This window comes from Bacillus sp. FSL M7-1345 (assembly GCF_038006985.1).
In the GTDB taxonomy this organism is placed as follows: Bacteria; Bacillota; Bacilli; order Bacillales; family Bacillaceae_G; genus Bacillus_A; species Bacillus_A cereus_U.
In genome coordinates, this window is the sequence record NZ_JBBOWG010000001.1 from 1796644 (window position 1) to 1816005 (window position 19362).

A 19362-nucleotide genomic window follows, 5' to 3' on the forward strand; every position below is an offset into this window, starting at 1 on the left:
AAAAGGAATGAGAATATATGCCTTTTGTAAACGTTTATTATCCTGAAAATATATTAAATAAAGAAACGTTGAAAAAGATAAGTGAATGTATTCATCTGTCATTAATTGATCATTTTAACATCCCTGAAAATGATTATTTTCAAATGTTTTTACCTTATCGACTAAACGAATTTTTTTATAATCCATATTATTTGTTAGAGCAAGAAGAAAAGAGAACAGAGAACATAATGCATGTTTCTATTACATGTGGACCAGGAAGAACGATAAAGCAGAAAAGAGAGTTATATCAATCGATATCACATAAAATATCTGAATGTTCAAACATTGGTAGCGCTGATATTTTTATTACACTAAATGAGACAGCTGCTGAAAACTGGTCATTTGGTCAAGGGCTGGCACAACTAGTGAAGAGGAAGGGGGAGTAAAATGATGAATGAACCAATTGAATTTTATATTCAAAAGAAAATGAGAGAAATGGCACCTGCATTTGCTCATTATAGTGAAGAGATATTGTTTGAAGAAGTGTGGCGGGATGCCACTTTAACATTAAGAGAAAGAAGCTTATGTACATTGTCGGCACTAATCAGTCTTGGTAATACAGAACAATTACCATTTCATCTGAAGCTAGCTAAACAAAATGGGATGATGGAGAATGAATTAGTTGCATTAATAACACATATGGCTTTTTACGTTGGTTGGCCAAAAGCTGTGGCAGCTTTAAATATAGCAATGAATGAAATGGAAAGTTAAGAATAATGATTTTGGGAGGTATTTTTAACATATTTCTACTTGCATTACTATCACTTGAGTGGTAAAGTGATAGTGAGATCAACGCTAGGAAGTGATGAAACATGCGTGAAAATACGATAGGATCGTTAATATGGTTACGCCTAATACGATTTACGAACCAAAGTAATCAGATGTCAAATGAGTTTTTGAAACGTTTTGATTTGACGACAGCTCAATTTGATGTACTTATGCAAATACGGATTTATCAGCCACTTACACAAATGGAGTTAGCTGAAAAAGTTACTGTGACGCAAGGTGGTATTTCTAGAATGTTAACACGCCTTGAAAAAGAAGAGTATATAGTACGTAAACAAGATTGGAAAACGAAAATGATTAGCCTTACTGAGAAGGGTGAAGCAGTGTTAGAAAGAGCATTGCCAGAGCAACTTGCATTCCAATCATCCTTTTTTGATGATGTATTAGATGAGGAAGAACAGAAAATACTATACGCGTTAATGACAAAAGTTCATAAGCATAGTGAAAAAAAAGAATTACCACATGAGTAATTTTTTTTACACCATCAATTGACTAATCAAGTGATAGTTAGAGGAGGAAATATTATGTATACAATTCCAGGGCATCACCACATTTCTATGGTGACAAAAAATGCGAAAACAAATAATGATTTTTATCAAAAAGTATTAGGATTACGCCGAGTGAAAAAGACAGTCAATCAAGATAATCCATTTATGTATCATTTGTTTTATGGCGATTTAACAGGGAGTGCTGGAACTGAATTATCATTTTTTGAAATGCCGAATGTAGGAAGAACAATCCGTGGTACAAATGCAATAACACAAATAGGCTTGCTCGTACCTTCAATAGAAAGTCTTACATTTTGGAAGAGACGTTTTGAGTCGCTCCAGGTGGCGCATGGGGAAATTACAACTTACGCCGGAAGAGATGCACTGCACTTTGAAGATCCAGATGGCCTACGGTTAGTGCTGTTAAATAATAACGGTGAAGAGGTGCCTGAATATTGGACTGCATGGGATGAATCTTCTGTAGAGCAGAATCATCGTATTTTAGGTATGGGAACAGTTGAAATGACAGTGCGCAGTTTAAATAAATTATCAAAAACATTAACAGGCTTGTTTAGTTATAAAGAAGTATCTCGTTCAGACGATGAGGGGATTTATCAATCTATTGCTGGTCAATCTTTTGGAGAAATTTTGGTGAAACAGCAAGAGGGAGAGAGTGAAAGACCTGGAAAAGGAAGTATTCATCATTTAGCTATTCGTGTAAAAAATGATGAAGAACTGAGTTATTGGAATGAAGCGGTGAAAGATAAAGGGTTCCAATCAACAGGCATTATCGATCGCTTTTATTTTAAAAGTTTATATTTCCGTGAGTCAAATGGCATTTTATTTGAGATTGCAACGGATGGACCAGGATTTACAGTAGATTCAGCAGTTGAAAAATTAGGAAAAGAACTGGATTTACCACCATTTTTAGAAGAGAGAAGAAAAGAGATTGAAGAGAAATTAATGTCACTTGATTAAAGAGGAGAGAGCAACTATGGAAAAATACCGTATTGATACAAGTAAAGGAATTGAATTTGGATTATATTCAATTGGAGATCATATTTTAAATCCGCATAATGGTTCGAAAATAAGTGCAGAAAAAAGAATTCATGAACTAATTGAAACAGCCAAGTTAGCAGATGAAGCTGGAATTGATGTGTTTGCTGTCGGTGAAAGTCATCAAGCGCATTTTACAACGCAAGCTCATACAGTTATTTTAGGAGCTATTGCACAAGCTACGAAAAATATTAAAATCGCGAGTTCTGCAACAGTATTAAGTACGTCAGATCCGGTTCGTGTATATGAGGATTTTGCTACAATTGATTTAATTTCTAATGGTCGTGCTGAAATCGTTGCTGGTCGTGGATCTCGTATTGGGGGATATAGTTTACTTGGTTACGATGTAAATTATTATGAAGAACTATTTGAAGAGAAGATGGATCTTTTATTAAAAATAAATAAAGAAGAAAGTGTAACATGGAAAGGGCAGTTTAGAACGCCACTTGAACATGCGGCAATTATACCGAGAGCTAAAAATAACAATATGCCAATTTGGCGTGCTGTCGGAGGGCCACCTGCTAGTGCGATTAAGGCAGGGCACGCAGGTGTACCAATGATGCTTACGCCACTTGGTGGCCCAGCTATTAATTTTAAAGTTTCGGTTGATGCATATCGTGAAGCTGCTCAGCAAAGTGGTTTTGATCCAGCAACATTACCAATTGCGACAACAAGTTTATTTTATACAGCAGAAAATTCACAAGATGCACTTAATGAATATTATCCTCATATTAATGCTGGTATGCTTGCACTACGCGGTGGTGGGTATCCGAAACAACAATTTACTAATGCAGTAGACCACCGTGACGCGTTAATGATTGGTAGCCCGCAACAAATTATTGAAAAAATGCTTTACCAATATGAATTATTTGGACAGCAACGTTTTATGGCACAAATTGATTTTGGCGGTGTACCATTTGATAAGATTGAGAAAAATATTGAATTAATTGCTACCGAAATTATGCCGGCTGTTAGAAAATATACAACAAAATAATGATAAAAGTACCGAGAATATAATCTATTCTCGGTACTTTTTTATTTAGTCAGTTCGGAAAAATGACGAAAAAATGAATTTTTAGTCTAAAAAAGGAAAGGGTTTTTCTATTTGTGAATAACAATATTATTGATTTGAATTTTGGAAATACATTTTTCTCTTGACAAAAATCTAGCGTATTTCCGGATTTGATTCGAGGACATTTTTCAAGAGGAAAGTCAAGCGTATGAAGAGAAAAACGTAATAATAATTGATATAAGAGTATGTTATATGTTTGAAAAATACGTTTTTAAAATGTTAGAAATCTAATTCAAAAAAATTACAAAAGACATATTTCAGACAAAATCCTGTCAATAATACGTCAAAAATCACCTGAATTTATTATGTAAGTATATTATACAATTCGATTAGCGAATAAAACACTACTGAAATAGTGAAAAGGTAAATCGTATGAAGAAAGTTCTTTTGTAATTATCTAAAAAACTGACAATCTATATTTTCAGAAAGTACATAAACGAATTTATCTTTTTGTATTTCCAAATGATTGAATTGTTCGTTATGAAGTGAATTCATACAATTCAATCGATATTACGATATAAAAAATTATGAAGGAAGTGACTTTAGCATGGAAACGCTCGAATTGGCACGAATACAATTTGCATCTACAACGATTTTTCATTACTTTTTCGTTCCGCTATCTATTGGTTTAGCTTTTATCATTGCGTTAATGCAAACGTTGTATGTGGTAAAGGGACAAGAAGTTTATAAGAAAATGACAAAGTTTTGGACACAAATATTCCTTGTTAACTTTGCAGTAGGTGTTGTAACAGGTATTTTACAAGAATTTCAGTTTGGTATGAACTGGTCAACATATTCACGTTTTGTTGGTGATGTTTTCGGACCGTCATTGGCAATTGAAGGTTTATTAGCATTTTTCATTGAGTCCACATTCCTAGGTTTATGGGTATTCGGTGAGGATAAACTGCCGAAGCGAGTTCACCTTTTATGTATTTGGCTCCTTTCAATAGGAACAATGTTATCAGCATTTTGGATTTTAACTGCAAGTGCATTTATGCAGTCCCCGGTAGGATATGAAATGGCTGCAGATGGACGTGCGCAGATGAATGATTTCTTGGCGATTATTCAAAATCCACAACTATGGGTGCAATTCCCGCATACAATTACAGCGGCACTTGCAACAGGCGCATTCTTTATTGCTGGTGTTAGTGCATGGAAAATTGCAAAACAACAAGAGACTGAGGTGTTTAAGAAGTCTTTCAGAGTTTCTATCGTTGTTGGAACAATTTCAACAGCATTGGTATTATTTTTCGGTCATGCACAAGCACAAAATTTAATTAAGACACATCCGATGAAAATGGCAGCAGCTGAAGCATTATGGAATACGAGTGAGGATCCAGCGCCATTTACAGTATTTGCAAAAATTGATACAGAGAAGAAAGAAAATTCGTTTGAAATTCAAATCCCTTATATGCTAAGTCTATTGTCATACGATAAATTTAGCGGTCAAGTTGAAGGGATGAATCAAATTCAAAAACAATATGAAGAAAAATATGGACCTGGAGATTATATTCCGCCAGTACATACTATGTTCTGGAGTTTTAGAGCGATGGTAATGAGTGGAACACTCATGCTTCTTCTAGGAGTATACGGCTGGTTCTTATCAAGAAAAGATCGTTTAGCTGAAAAAACTTGGTATTTAAAATTAATGGTATATGCAATTGCACTTCCGTTTATCGGAAATACAGTAGGTTGGATTATGACTGAAATGGGACGTCAGCCTTGGGTTGTCTTTGGTGTTATGAAAACAGAAGATGCTGTATCTCCAAACGTTTCATTTGGAGAAGTATTATTCTCTCTTGTTTCATTCACATCACTATATGTAATTATTGGAGGCATTACGGTTTACTTATTCGTTCGTATCATTAAAGGGCATGCGAATAAGAAAGTGAAAAAGGATTATCAAAGCCATGATCCATTTGATAAGGAGGAAGAGTATGTTATCTCTTAATGAGTTATGGTTTCTAATTATTTCAACCTTATTCGTTGGATTCTTTGTACTTGAAGGTTTCGATTTTGGTGTAGGAATCGTTTCAAGGTTTTTAGGAAAGAATGATTTGGAAAAGCGTATATATTTAAATACAATTGGACCGTTTTGGCACGCAAATGAAGTATGGCTTGTTTGCGCTGGTGGCGCTATGTTTGCGGCATTTCCGCACTGGTATGCAACTTTATTTAGTGGGTTCTACATTCCGTTTGTGTTTATGCTTCTTGCTTTAATTATAAGAGGCGTTTCCTTTAAATTCCGTGCGAAAATAGAAAACCATAAGTGGAAAAGTTTCTGGGATTGGGGCATGTTTATTGGAAGTATGTTACCTCCTATACTTTGGGGAGTTGCAATCGCAAACTTTATGACAGGTGTACCAATTGATGAAAGTAAAAATATGGTAGGCGGATTCATGAAATTACTTCACCCATTTGCGTTACTTGGGGGAGTTATGTTTCTTCTTCTATGTATTGTTCATGGTTTGCAATTCCTTACTATACGTACAACAGGAAAATTACGAGAACGCGCACGTATTGCCGCGACAAAGATTGCACCTTTTGCATTAATAACACTTCTTGTTTTTGCAGCTGTAGGGTTATGGAAAACAGATATTTTCACCGCACATGGTTCAGAGTGGCTAATGGTTCCAATTGGAGCTTTTGTAGCGCTATTTGTTTCTACTTTATTAAATAAAAGAAGAAGAGATGGTTGGGCCTTCTTTATGACAAGTTTAACAATCATTTTGCTAAGTGCAAGTGTGTTCATCGGTATGTTCCCGCGTGTCATGATTAGCTCATTAGGAGCGGTAAATGATTTGACAATTTATAATGCAGCATCAGGACCTTATGCATTAAAACTGATGAGCTATTTCTCTCTTGCTATTTTACCGTTTGTTATCGGTAGTCAAATATGGAGTTTCTATGTATTTAGACAACCTGTTAAGTCAGACAAAGATTTGGAGTACTAATGAAAAGAAAAAGAGGACTTCCGTCGTATCCTGGTAGCCGAGTTTTATATGTAACTTTAAGTCTTATTAGCATTTTAGAGGCGTGTAGTATCATTGCGCAGACAGTGTTTTTAGCACGAGCAATCACATTTTTATTTCAAGGAGAAACAGTGCAAGCTGTGCTAAATGAAACTGTTTATTTTGGAATCATGTTTGCAGCACGCCAAATGTTGGTGCGAGCATCGCAAATATTGGTTGAGCGTTTCGCTGAAAAAACAGGATTGGCATTACGTAAACAGTTAATAGAAGCATATTTTACATTAGGGCCGAGATTTGTCCAAACGAATGGGACTGGCCATCTGGTTACTTTATCGATAGAAGGTATTGAGAAATTTAAAACTTATATTGAATTAACAATTCCTAAAATGATTAGAAGTAGTATCGTACCAGGACTAATTGTTCTATATGTTTTTACACTGGACATTAAGTCTGGAATCATTTTAGTTGTAACGATTCCAATTGTGATTATATTTATGATCCTTCTAGGATTAGCAGCGCAGAAAATGGCGGATAGCCAATATGAAACATATCGTGTACTTTCTAATCATTTCGTAGATACGTTAAAAGGATTAGAAACATTAAAGTATTTAGGGAAAAGTAAACAGCACGAAGGAAAGATTGAAAAAGTAAGTAAACGATATAGAAAAGCAACGATGCGTACTTTGCGAGTTGCTTTTCTTTCTTCTTTTGCATTAGATTTCTTTACGAGTTTATCAATTGCATTTGTAGCAGTTGGATTAGGGATACGGTTAATAGATGGGACAATTATACTGTTACCAGCTCTTACGATTTTAATTTTAGCGCCGGAATATTTTCTGCCGATAAAACAAGTTGGAGCGAATTATCATGCTACATTAGATGGACAACTTGCAATGGAGCAAATAGAAGAAATTTTACAGAAACAAAAAGAAATAGAAAAGAAAGATTCAAATGTAGATATAGTATGGAATTCTTCTAGTAGTTTGAAATTACAAGATGTAAAAGTAAATAATGATGAATCTGAAAAGGCTATATTAGAGGGAATTGATTTTACTTGGCAAGGTAACGGTGCTATAGGCATTATTGGTGAAAGTGGGGCAGGGAAATCAACGTTAATCGATGTGTTAGCAGGATTTCTCCCTCCTTCGGGTGGGAAGATGTTAGTAAATGGTGTGGAAATTGATGAATCTACTCGAGAAGATTGGCAAAAAAATATTGCTTATATTCCGCAACAACCTTATATTTTTCCACTTTCGTTAAAAGATAATATTTGTTTCTATGAAACGAATACACCTGATGAAGAGGTTGAGAGAGTTATAAATGAAGTGGGCCTTCGTTCGCTCGTTGCATCATTACCACATGGGATGTACGAAAGGATTGGAGAAGGTGGACGTATGCTTAGTGGCGGACAAGAACAACGTGTCGCTATGGCACGTGCACTTTTAAGTAAAAAGCCAATCATTTTATTAGATGAACCTACAGCACATCTTGATATTGAAACTGAATTTGAAATAAAGCAATCGATGTTACGTCTGTTTGAAGGTAAGTTAGTATTTCTTGCAACGCATCGTCTCCATTGGATGAAGCAAATGGATCATATTCTTATTTTAAATAAAGGGGAAATTAAAGAAAGTGGAACATATGAAGAGCTTTTAAAGAATGAGACATTACATTTTCATAGGGAAGAGAGGGGAGAGCGATGAGTAACTGGATTAAACCTCATATACAGCAAAATAAAGGTAGAATGACGTTGACTATTTTCCTCGGGTTTCTTGGAGTTAGTTCAGGTGCGATGTTACTTTTCATTTCAGGTTATTTAATTTCTAAATCTGCTCTCAGACCAGAAAATGTAATGGTTGTATATGTTCCTATAGTTGCAACGCGTGCGTTTAGTATAGGGCAAGCTGTCTTTCATTATTTAGAGCGTTTAGTAGGGCATGACGTCGTTCTACGAATTTTAGAAAAAATGAGGACAAAACTATATAGAATTGTAGAACCACAGGCGTTATTTTTACGCTCAAGATTTCAAACTGGTGATGTACTAGGTGTATTGTCTGATGATATAGAACATTTACAGAATCTATATTTACGTACAATATTCCCTAGTATATTAGCGTTAGTTGTATATAGCATTTTCATACTTGTTATCGGTGCATTTGACTTAGTATTTGCACTTATCGCAGCTTGTATGTTAGCTGTTATTGTTTTTCTTCTTCCATTCGTATCACTACTTTTGATGAAACGACATCATGTTGCTTTGAAGCGAGGAAGAAATCGTTTGTATCAACAATTGACAGATGCTGTATTTGGGTTATCTGATTGGCAGGCGAGTGGTAGAAAAGATGAATTTATTAATGCGTATGTAGAGCAAAATGTCCAGCTGTTAAAGACAGAAAAGAGAGTGAAACGCTGGTACCATATTCGGGATAGTATCATTCATTTAATAGTAGGTATTGTAGTTATTTCGATGATTTTGTGGACTGGCAATCAAGCGGCAAGTGAACAAATTGCACCTACAGTTATCGCAGCATTCGTATTAATGACATTATCTGTGACGAATGTGCTTATTCCTGTATCAGATGCTATTGATCGAATTCCATCTTATGTAGAATCTGTTCATCGGCTTAATGGCGTAGAAAGTGATACCGCTTTAGATGATGGTAAGGAGTTACCTGGAGATAAAGAATACGTTGTACCAAAACATGTAGATATTGAACTGAGTAATGTGTCGTATAATTACCCGAATAGTAATGAATCCGTATTAAAAGATGTATCATTGCAAATAAAGGCAGGAAAGAAAATTGCTATTTTAGGTAGAAGTGGAACAGGGAAATCTACTTTACTAAAATTGTTAACTGGGGCACTACGTCCGGTGAGTGGCCAAGTTATATTGAATGGTGAACAAGCTCATACGGATTTTCTGTCAAAATATATTTCTGTATTAAACCAAAAACCACATTTATTCGATACGACAATTGGAAATAATGTGCGGATCGGTAAACCAGAGGCTAATGATGAAGAGATATGGAAAGCTTTAGAGAAAGCACAGCTAGCACCACACATTGCTTCTCTTCCTGATGGATTACAAACAAAAATGCATGAAATGGGAAAGAGGTTTTCTGGCGGAGAAAGGCAAAGGGTAGCATTTGCAAGAACTCTCATGCAAGAAACACCAATCATTGTACTTGATGAACCGACTATCGGTTTAGACCCTAAAACAGAATTAGCCTTAATAGAAACAATGTTTTCTGCAACAGAAGAAAAGACTGTTATTTGGATTACACATCATCTTGTAGGGATTGAACATGTAGATGAAGTGATTTTCCTTGATAGTGGTCAAATCGCTATGCAAGGTAGTCACGAACAGCTACTGAAAGAAAATGAGAAATATCGTAGGTTATATGAGCTTGATAAAGGTATATAAGAATGAAATGCAAAAAAAACACAAATTCTTGATAGTTCAAGGTTTGTGTTTTTTGTATTTGTGGTGAAATCATATAGACTGTATAAGCTAGTTGAGCATGAAATGGTTATATATTGTTAGAAAGGGTGTTTAAAACCTATCCTTTCAAGGCAATACTTGAGCCATAGTGAATGGATTGTTGGAAGGCGTGATTATATGTTTGAAGAGGATGGCATTGTTTTAATTCTGGAGCCTGCTGATGAACGGAATATGAGGAAATTTATTTTTACAGTACCGAAGTCAGTTTATGAAAAAAAAGAGATTGTATTACATTACGGAACACCTTTAGGCCAAGGATATACGGACATTATAGAAGATATTATTAGTGTACATATAGACATAGATATTGTAACGGTAATAGGGCGTGTGAGAGGATAAAGAGAAACTTTAATTAGTGGGAGTAATACTTACCTGGAAAATAGACGTACTTAAAATAAGTATGTCTGTTTTTATATTTATATGAAGATAGTTTCGAGGTACATGTTGAACAGGATAATAATGATTTTTCTAGAATGTATAAGAGGAAGATTAAAAAATAAGATATGATGTGATAAGGTGTATAAGAAGAAAACAAAGTGTTTATAAATGAATAAAAGTATGACAATTATTTAGGAGGTCAAAATGAAGTTTACAAAAACAATGTTACTTTCAATTGTAGTTTCAATTGGTTTGATGGGATGTTCGCTAGTGGAGGAAGGGAAGAACTCCATAGATTACGCTCAAAAAGCGACAGACTATGTAAATGAAATAAGTGCATTTGCAAATGAAGCGCCAGCATTAGCTGAAAAGGCTGTTAATGATGGAGAGGCTCGAAAAGAACTAGAAACGAAACTTACTGAAATTAAACAAGATATACCAGCTTTTAATGAATTAACACCACCGGATGTAGCGAAGGATCTTCACCAGCAAATCGTCGGATATAATGAAAAGTTAAATACATTAATTGATACCTCTATGCAAAAAATAGAGGAAGGAAAAATGAATGTAGAGCAGTTTAAAAACTCTGAGCTTATGCAGACGATAGAACAAGTTCAGGATTTGAAAGATAAGGTTCAAAATTTAGGACAATAATAAAAAGATCCGTTTATCATAAACGGATCTTTTTATTATTGTATACAATAGATGATTACACCAATGACAATAATAATGTTGCCAATGATTTTTCGCTTCGTTATTTTCTCTCCTAGGAAGTACCAACTAAAAATTAAAATGATGATATAACTTAATGATTCTAATGCAGATGCTTGCTTTAATGCCAAGCCTTTTAAGGTGATTACATTTAATCCGACATTAATTATAAATTTGTCTTTAAAATATAAAACAATAGAAGGCCATACGTAGCTTTAGAGTTGAAGATAATAGAGGTAGTAGAGTTAGATTTTCCACTGTTCTATAATTTGTATCGTTTTATTTGTTGCATCCATCTCTACTTGAATACCTATTGGTAAAGTAATCATTGGATGAGTATGACAACAATCAAAATCGGCTAGAAAAGGAAGCTTTTGATTTTGTAATACTTCTAATAGTATTTCGTAAGGATTTCTATTTGTACCACAATCATCAAATTGCTCATGTTTTCCAAGGATGATACCTGAAACTTTATCAAAAACGCCGTTAATTTTAAGTAATGAAAAACTTCTTTCGATAGTAGCTGCATCTTTTGAGCTATCTTCAATAAAGAGAATGTCACCTTCTTGAATATGTGGCATATAGGGGCTACCCCAAATACCTTGTATAGTGTTTAAATTCCCACCAATAATACGTCCAGTAGCTTTTCCACCAATTACTGAAATCCAATTGTTCGGTCGAAGATCTTTTTCTTTCGTTTTTTCTTCCCAATTAATAAATTCATCTGACCAAAATAACGGCTGGTTTATGTCGTAAGGAAGGTGTTGATCAGTTAATAAAGTATCCGCAAAATATTTGTATGTGCAATCTACGAAAGGCTCAAATTCACCAAAAGAAGGAACGAGTGCTGGACCATAAAATGTAGGAATTCCTGTTTTTGCATAAATTCCTAGTAATAATGCTGTTGCGTCTGAATAGCCAATCATTATTTTAGAGTTTTCTTGAAAAGAAGCATAATCAATATAAGGTAATAATGAATTTGAATTCATTCCCCCAATTGTCGACATGATACAAGAAACGTTAGGGTTTCTAATCAATTCATTTAGTTCCTCAGCACGATCTTTAATGCTCCCTGAACGATAATAATCATATTGACCTGTTAGTGAACCTTCTAATATATGAAATCCTTTCTTTTGTAAGTATAATTTTGCTCGCTCAAATCTCTTTGGAGAAGTATGGGTTACTGGTGAAGAGGGAGAGTAGATGCCAATTGTATCGCCATATTTTAATGCTTTTGGAAGTATCATTTGTATAAATCCTTTCTATTATATAGTGTTTTTGCGCTTGGATGTTATTGAATATTCTTACATTTCGTTGTTTTTAGTGTAACATACATGAAAAGAGAAAGAGGTTGAAATTATAATTGCTGTAGATGAATAAATATGCTTTTTACCTTGACGATATAAAGTAATTGTTGTTATGGTTAAACATGAGTGTATAAAAGGTTTGCTAAAGGAGTTTTAGAATGAAGCAGTTAAAATGGGGAAGATTAACAATCCCATTAGTAGTAATTCTGGGTATATGTTGGTTCTTTTTTCAAGGAGTTCAAAAGAGTGAAACAAGTTTAGATACTCAGCCTTTACAAGTGGCAGAGCTACCTAAAATAGGGCTATCTGAAAAAGTAGTTCCACCAAAATATATACCACCAGAAATTGATGTAAAAGCAGCTATTATTATCGATGCGAGTGATGGAGATGTTATTTATCAAAATAATGAAAATGAAGCTGTTGCCCCTGCTAGTATGTCAAAAATGATGACAGCATATCTCGTTTTAGAGAGTATACATAATGGGAAAGTCCGCTGGGAAGATCCAGTGAAAATAAGTGCAAAATCGGCACAAACAGAGGGTGCAAAAATCCCAATGCAAGTAAATGATACGTTAACTGTTAAAGACTTATATCATGCGTTAATGATTGAATCGGCTAATAATTCGGCTGTCGCTTTAGCAGAACATGTAGCTAAGACGGAAAAAAACTTTGTTCAACTTATGAATGAAAAAGCCCAGCAGTTAGAAATGTCAGATAAAGCTAAATTCGCGAATGCTTCCGGATTACAGGAGCCCGACGGAAGTGAAACAAAAATGACAGCAGCTGACGTAGCGAAATTAGCGTATCATCTTATAAAAGACTATCCAGAGATATTAGAAGTGACGCACTTACGTCAAAGTCAGTTAGCATTTAATAATATTAATGTTACAAACACAAATGAGATGTTAAACAAAAATAATAAAGCTTTATATATAGAAGGAATAGACGGATTAAAAACAGGATTTACAGATAGCGCAGGGTATTGTTTTACAGGTACTGCAAAACAAGGCGATAATCGCATTATTACAGTTGTTATGGGGACAAAAAGTAAAACAAAACGTTTTACAGAAACAAATAAATTAATGTCCTATGCATTTCAATTGCTTAATTAGGTGAAGAAGTAAGTTAATTGCTATAAAAAAAGACAGACAGTTTATTTGAACCTTGATGTTGGTGCTAATAAGCTGTTTTTAAATTTTTGAGAGTATGGGGAGTAAAAACTCAAGTGATATCATTTGAGTTTGTTTTTGTTTGTTGATATTATAAAGTTAAGAACTTATTATTAATAAGTTTAAGAGGCGTTATATACTTCGTACATATGATATTGCCTCAAATGAAAAATTGGAGGGAATTGTGATGGCAAAAGATTTTTACTCAGCAATTGAAGACAGAAGATCTATTTACGCGATTAGTAAAGAGCAAGTAGTTTCTGATGAAAGAATTCAAGAAGTGATTTATCATGCTGTGAAACATACACCTTCGGCTTTTAATTCTCAAAGTGCAAGAGTTGTTGTATTACTAGGTGAACAACACGACAAATTATGGAATGTTACGAAAGAAACGTTACGAAAAATTGTACCTGAAAATAATTTTGCACCTACTGAAGAGAAAATGAATGCATTTAAAAGTGGCTATGGAACAGTTTTGTATTTCGAAGATAGTAAAGTAGTAGAAAGTTTGCAAAAGAACTTTGCACTATACAAAGATAATTTTCCTACATGGTCTCAGCAATCTTCTGGAATGTTGCAATTTGCGATTTGGACAGCATTAGAGATTGAAGGTTTTGGTGCTACACTACAGCATTATAATCCGTTGATTGATGAAGAAGTAAGGAAAGAATGGGATGTACCTGAAAACTGGAAGTTAACTGCGCAAATGCCATTTGGTAAACCAGTAGTTTCTGCAGGAGATAAAGAATATCAGCCATTAGAAACTCGTGTGAAAATTTATAAATAAAATAAAAAAATAAAAGGTGAACAGAGATGAAATCTGTTCACCTTTTTATACGTGGTATGGTTTTTTGTACTGAATTATTTTCATTTGCTCTTTTAGTTCGTTTTTCTTTGTTTCAATGATTGTTACCTGTTTAAATGTTGTAAACGATAATAAGTGAGTAAGAGCAGAGTAAAGTTCGATATTATTATTTATGTGATCGTCTATTATTTTTTCCACAAATGCAACTCCTCTTTTTATGTGATTATACATATTCTATCAATAAAACCCTAACAATTCCATATTTAGTAGGGAAACAAAATAGTCAATTGTGTTTTTGGGATGGGAGTGCTCTCGAGGGGGGGCGTGAAATCTTACAAATCATCACGTTGTTTAAAATCATACATAGTATAGAGAATTCATTTTCTTAAAATATTATACTATTGATTAATAAAGTGTTTTTTGTCATGATAAGAGTGTGCCTCATGAAAAAGAACTTTCTAGAAAAATATATTGTGTTTATGTATTAGATTAATGGAATTTTCATATTAGATAGAAAGTGTAAAATCTATATTGAAATAACGTATGAAATTTTAAGTTTTGATGTAATACATAAGGAATTTGAAAAAATCGTTGCAAAAACACACTGTTTAATGATAAAGTTCACATGAAGTTCACACTAAATTCACTTCAATCGTTTAAAATAAACGATGTGTGAAAAATAAAACTCTTGCTAAAAAATGGAACTGGATGAATATTTTGCTTTGATAATATTGTAAAGTACTAAGTTTATAGTTTTCTCAAGAGGATAGTAGGGAAAGGAAGTAAAGACAACTTATGAAAAAAGTAATCGCAGGTTTAGCAGCAGCATCTGTAGTAGGCGTAGCAGTTCCAGGAATGGATTCTGCTCATGCACAAGTTTCAAATGATGCGCTAAAAGAAATTAATGGACAAACTCAAACTCAAACTCAAACGACTGTAACTGAAACAAAAAAGGTAGAAACAACTTCTGAATTAAAATACACGGTAACAGCTGATGTATTAAATGTACGTTCAGGTGCTGGTACAGGACATAACGTTATTTCTAAAGTAAAAGCAGGTCAAGTACTTCAAGTAATTGGACAAGAAAACGGTTGGTTCAAAGTTAGTGTAAATGGTCAAACAGGTTATGTAAGTGGGGACTTCGTAACAACTGGTGGCAATAAAGGAACTACTGTTCAACAAGGAACAGGTACTTACACAGTAAACGTTTCTTCACTAAACGTACGTACAGGCCCAAGTGCATCTCATACTGTTTTAGGTTCTGTAAATAAAGGGAAAACAGTTCAAGTTGTAGGTGAAGTTCAAGATTGGTTTAAAATTAACTTCAATGGTGGAACTGGATACGTAAGTAAAGACTTCGTAACAAAAGGTGGTTCAGCTGTATCTAACGAAACACAGCAACCAACTACAAACAACAACAATACTACTACAGTTCAAACTGGTGGTTCATATGTTGTTAACACGGGTGCTTTAAAAGTACGTACAGGCCCAGCTACATATAACGCTGTAATTGGTGGGGTAACGAACGGTACAGTATTAAACGTTACTGGCGCTGAAAACGGTTGGTACAAAATTAACCATAACGGCCGTACAGGCTACGTAAGTGCAGACTTTGTTAAGTTTGTAAAAGGCGGAGTGAACAATGTAGTTACTGGTGGTAACCAAGGTACTAACCAAGTACAAAAACCAACAGCGCCAACAGGTGGAGATACATCTTCAATCGCTGGATTCGCTAGATCTTTAAATGGTTCAAAATATGTATTTGGTGGTCAAACTACTGCTGGTTTCGACTGCAGTGGATTCATTCACTACGTATTAAATCAAACTGGTCATTCAGGCGCTCGTCAAACAGTTGCTGGATACTGGAGCTCTAAAACAAAAACTAGCAATCCACAACCAGGTGATTTAGTATACTTCTCTAACACTTATAAATCAGGTCTTTCTCACATGGGTGTTTACCTAGGGAACGGTCAGTTCATTAGTGCAGAGAATGAAAATGTTGGTGTAAGAATTAGTTCAATTAATAACTCTTACTGGGCTAAACACCTAACAGGTTACACAAAAGCATACTAAGAAAAAGTAGTTTATATACTACTTTTCGTATAGAGAAAAGGCTTTCCAGGGAAACTTGGGAAGCCTTTTTCATAGTTGGATAAACTGTCAGTATAGTAGTATTTATCCCGCTATTTGCGGGATAATAATCAGCGGGGGATGGACAACCTCCGCTGATTAAAGGTTCACTTTATGTCAATTTTCCATGCAAAAACTTAGCATATAAATCATGAAAATAGTTTGGACGGAATAAGTTTGCTGCATGACCTGCTAATGGAATTTCTTTATATAAAACGTTCGGAAGAATGGACTTCAAATCAAAGAGACACGATTTATAGAGATGATCATGTTCTCCCATCACCCATAATATAGGGTGATGAAGTGCTTTTAATTTAGATTTCAAGTCAAATTCTAAGCGGTGTCGTAATGACTCAGCAATAATGGACGAGTGTAATTGTAATCCGAAACGGTAATAAATATTTCGTGAAATAACAGCGAACGGATTTGCCCTTAGTATTCCACTTGGAAAAATAGTACTAGCATACTGAGAAAGCCAAGATGAATATTCATCACCACGTTTTTCCCAAAAATTCTGAAAAACATTATATAAACGGGAAGGGTTATTATAATGTCCACCAATATGACAAATGCTCAATACTTTTTCTGGATGCATTTGTGCAAATGTCGTAGAGATATAACAGCCATAGCTTAGAGCACAAATATGAGCCTTTTTAATTCCCTCTTTTTCATACAAGTTCAATAATTGATCTACGAGGCGCTGTATTGAAAAGTCGATAGCTTCTCCTTTATCGTCGCCGTGACCTAATAAATCATAAGTTATAATGTTGTAGGATGCAGAAAATCGTTTATGCTCTTTTTTGAAGGCGCGGCGATTTCCAACTAATCCATGAATAAAAATGATTGTTTCCTTTTCAGAATGTGTATTTGTTTGCAAAAAGGATACTCCTTTCAATAACTGGAGATTTATATAGTATTTTAAATTAGTTATCTATAATTCACATAGAATAATAATAAGTACCAGGTAATAATATCAGATGTTTACACTTGTTGTAAAGATGAGTTTATATGTATATTTTGTAAAAATAGAAAAAGTGTGTTTACATTCAGTTTACATTTATAGCGTATTCTAGTTTTAGAGATAATAGTTTTGTTTATAACGAGGAGATGAACGACAATGGAAGTTAGGAATATAGAAAAGAAAAAAGGGAATTGGAGGCAGTTTTTACGTCTCATTAAAGATACAAATCCACCGAAAGGCATTCTTATTTTTGCATTACTAATGAGCTTACTTTCTACTGGAGCGAGTTTGTTTATTCCAATGCTAACAAAAGGTTTAGTTGATAATTTTTCGCTTTCCTCAATTAGTACGGGACAAATTGTTGGATTAATTGCATTCTTTATTATTCAAACAATTGCTGCAGGATTGTCTATTTATTTACTGAATTATATTGGACAAAAAATTGTGGCTGGACTTAGGGAACGATTGTGGAAAAAGGTACTTATTTTACCAGTGTCTTATTATGATCAAAACAGAACGGGAGATACAATTAGTCGTATGACAAATGATACAGGTGTTGTTAAAACATTAATTTCTGAGCATTTGTCAAACTTATTAACAGGCGGTATCTCAATTATTGGATCATTAATTGTATTATTTGTTTTAGACTGGAAAATGACAATTTTACTTTTAACGGTTATTCCGTTATCGGTACTAATTTTAGTTCCACTTGGACGAAAAATGTATAAGATTTCAAAAGCACTTCAAGATGAAACGGCTTCGTTTACAAGTGTGTTAACACAAGTGTTATCAGAGATTCGTTTAGTGAAATCTTCAAATACGGAAAAAAAAGAATATGAGACAGGTAATGCAGGTATCCAAAAATTATTGCAATTTGGTTTGAAAGAAGGAAAAGTGCAAGCATTAATTTCACCAGTTATGTCGTTTGTTTTAATGGCATTACTTGTTATTATCGTAGGGTATGGTGGAATGCGAGTTTCTAGCGGTGCATTAACAACAGGTGAACTTGTAGCATTTATTTTGTATTTAGTTCAAATTATTATGCCGATGAGTCAGTTATCTATGTTCTTTACTCAGTTCCAAAAAGCAATTGGTGCAACCGAAAGAATTAATACGATTTTAGAATATGAAGTAGAAGATCATGAGACAGGTAGGAATGTTACAAATGCGAAGCAGTCGATCGTTATTGAAAATGTACATTTTGAGTATAACGAAGAAGAGAAAATATTGAAAAATATCGACTTCACGATTGAATCTGGAAAAGTAACAGCGATTGTAGGACCAAGTGGTAGCGGAAAAACAACTTTATTCTCGCTGTTAGAACGTTTTTATGAGCCGACTAGTGGTTTCATAAAATTAGGGAAAGAACCAATTACAGCATATTCATTACAGTCATGGCGACGTCAAATTGGTTACGTTTCACAAGATAGTCCGTTAATTGATGGAACGATTCGTGATAATATTTGCTACGGTGTTGAGGGCGAAGTGACTGACGAAGAAATTGAAAAAGTAGCAGCGATGGCGTATGTTGATGCGTTTATTCATGATTTACCAAGTGGATATGCAACAGAAGTTGGAGAGCGTGGTGTGAAGCTTTCTGGAGGGCAAAGACAGCGAATTGCGATTGCTCGAGCGTTACTACGAAATCCGCAAATCTTGATGTTAGATGAAGCGACTTCAAGTCTTGATAGTAAATCGGAATCAGTTGTTCAGAAGGCGTTAAATAACTTAATGAAAGGTAGAACAACTTTAGTTATTGCGCATAGACTTTCTACTGTTGTCGATGCAGATAAAATTATCTTTATTGAAAAAGGGAATCTTACAGGAAGTGGCTCACATGATGAGTTATTACGGACACATGACATGTACCGTGAATTTGCAATGCAGCAGTTGAAAATTAAAGAAGGAGCATTATAGAATGAAAACAATCAGTGAGGGGGCACTTCACTGATTGTTGATTTTAGAGTGCTAAAAAGTATGTTAAGC

General features: G+C 34.4%; 17 protein-coding genes and 1 pseudogene. 15 read left to right on the forward strand and 3 right to left on the reverse strand.

Features of this window, described 5'->3' with window-relative positions:
• The first annotated feature begins 17 nt into the window (after positions 1-17).
• The 11 genes from MHB76_RS09335 to MHB76_RS09385 all read left to right on the forward strand — a co-directional run bounded on the left by MHB76_RS09335 (position 18) and on the right by MHB76_RS09385 (position 10947).
• The gene (locus tag MHB76_RS09335; RefSeq protein WP_078173176.1) at positions 18-425 is read left to right on the forward strand and encodes a tautomerase family protein; all 408 of its coding nucleotides are present in this window, start codon (positions 18-20) and stop codon (positions 423-425) included.
• A gap of 1 nt (position 426) precedes the next feature.
• Positions 427-750, forward strand: coding sequence for a carboxymuconolactone decarboxylase family protein (locus MHB76_RS09340; protein WP_002200858.1), 324 nt, complete (start codon positions 427-429; stop codon positions 748-750).
• Between the two features lie 101 nt (positions 751-851).
• Positions 852-1295: a MarR family winged helix-turn-helix transcriptional regulator gene (locus tag MHB76_RS09345; protein ID WP_002148721.1), complete on the forward strand. Its 444-nt coding sequence runs from the start codon at positions 852-854 to the stop codon at positions 1293-1295.
• A 54-nt stretch (positions 1296-1349) separates the two neighbouring features.
• Positions 1350-2291 (forward strand): ring-cleaving dioxygenase, encoded by a 942-nt coding sequence (locus MHB76_RS09350; RefSeq protein WP_078173177.1) that lies wholly within the window; start codon positions 1350-1352, stop codon positions 2289-2291.
• A 16-nt stretch (positions 2292-2307) separates the two neighbouring features.
• On the forward strand, positions 2308-3363 hold the full coding sequence (locus MHB76_RS09355; RefSeq protein ID WP_078173178.1) for an LLM class flavin-dependent oxidoreductase: 1056 nt from the start codon (positions 2308-2310) through the stop codon (positions 3361-3363).
• Between the two features lie 625 nt (positions 3364-3988).
• Positions 3989-5392 (forward strand): cytochrome ubiquinol oxidase subunit I, encoded by a 1404-nt coding sequence (cydA, locus tag MHB76_RS09360; protein WP_340986279.1) that lies wholly within the window; start codon positions 3989-3991, stop codon positions 5390-5392.
• Positions 5379-6395 carry a cytochrome d ubiquinol oxidase subunit II gene (cydB, locus tag MHB76_RS09365; protein WP_002126907.1) on the forward strand — a complete coding sequence of 339 codons (1017 nt, stop codon included), beginning with the start codon at positions 5379-5381 and terminating at the stop codon, positions 6393-6395. Before cydA ends, cydB begins: the two co-directional genes overlap by 14 nt.
• Positions 6395-8116, forward strand: coding sequence for a thiol reductant ABC exporter subunit CydD (cydD, locus tag MHB76_RS09370; protein ID WP_078173180.1), 1722 nt, complete (start codon positions 6395-6397; stop codon positions 8114-8116). Before cydB ends, cydD begins: the two co-directional genes overlap by 1 nt.
• A complete protein-coding gene (cydC, locus tag MHB76_RS09375; RefSeq protein ID WP_340986281.1) occupies positions 8113-9837 on the forward strand; it encodes a thiol reductant ABC exporter subunit CydC in 1725 nt (574 codons plus the stop codon). Before cydD ends, cydC begins: the two co-directional genes overlap by 4 nt.
• 195 nt (positions 9838-10032) lie before the next feature.
• Positions 10033-10254 carry a hypothetical protein gene (locus MHB76_RS09380; RefSeq protein WP_002158272.1) on the forward strand — a complete coding sequence of 74 codons (222 nt, stop codon included), beginning with the start codon at positions 10033-10035 and terminating at the stop codon, positions 10252-10254.
• A 243-nt stretch (positions 10255-10497) separates the two neighbouring features.
• Positions 10498-10947 (forward strand): DUF6376 family protein, encoded by a 450-nt coding sequence (locus MHB76_RS09385; protein WP_070141860.1) that lies wholly within the window; start codon positions 10498-10500, stop codon positions 10945-10947.
• Positions 10948-10982: 35 nt separating this feature from the next.
• Here MHB76_RS09385 and MHB76_RS09390 read toward each other — a convergent pair.
• Positions 10983-11180 (reverse strand): annotated as a pseudogene (locus MHB76_RS09390) (EamA family transporter); the annotation flags it as partial.
• Positions 11181-11249: 69 nt separating this feature from the next.
• Positions 11250-12251, reverse strand: a complete 1002-nt coding sequence (locus MHB76_RS09395; protein WP_131231269.1) for a S66 family peptidase — start codon at positions 12249-12251, stop codon at positions 11250-11252.
• 218 nt (positions 12252-12469) lie between these two features.
• Here MHB76_RS09395 and MHB76_RS09400 point away from each other — a divergent pair, with 218 nt between their 5' ends.
• The 3 genes from MHB76_RS09400 to entFM all read left to right on the forward strand — a co-directional run bounded on the left by MHB76_RS09400 (position 12470) and on the right by entFM (position 16358).
• Entirely contained in the window at positions 12470-13423 is a 954-nt protein-coding gene (locus MHB76_RS09400; protein WP_078173184.1) for a D-alanyl-D-alanine carboxypeptidase family protein, read from the forward strand.
• Between the two features lie 244 nt (positions 13424-13667).
• Entirely contained in the window at positions 13668-14267 is a 600-nt protein-coding gene (locus MHB76_RS09405; RefSeq protein ID WP_078173185.1) for a nitroreductase family protein, read from the forward strand.
• A gap of 813 nt (positions 14268-15080) precedes the next feature.
• Positions 15081-16358 (forward strand): enterotoxin EntFM, encoded by a 1278-nt coding sequence (gene entFM, locus MHB76_RS09410; protein ID WP_002158266.1) that lies wholly within the window; start codon positions 15081-15083, stop codon positions 16356-16358.
• Positions 16359-16527: 169 nt separating this feature from the next.
• Here the strand turns inward: entFM and MHB76_RS09415 are convergent, their stop codons facing one another.
• Positions 16528-17292 carry an alpha/beta fold hydrolase gene (locus MHB76_RS09415; protein WP_078173187.1) on the reverse strand — a complete coding sequence of 255 codons (765 nt, stop codon included), beginning with the start codon at positions 17290-17292 and terminating at the stop codon, positions 16528-16530.
• Between the two features lie 240 nt (positions 17293-17532).
• Between MHB76_RS09415 and MHB76_RS09420 the strand changes: the two genes are divergently transcribed.
• On the forward strand, positions 17533-19293 hold the full coding sequence (locus MHB76_RS09420) for an ABC transporter transmembrane domain-containing protein (RefSeq protein WP_199709098.1): 1761 nt from the start codon (positions 17533-17535) through the stop codon (positions 19291-19293).
• The last annotated feature ends 69 nt before the right edge of the window (positions 19294-19362 follow it).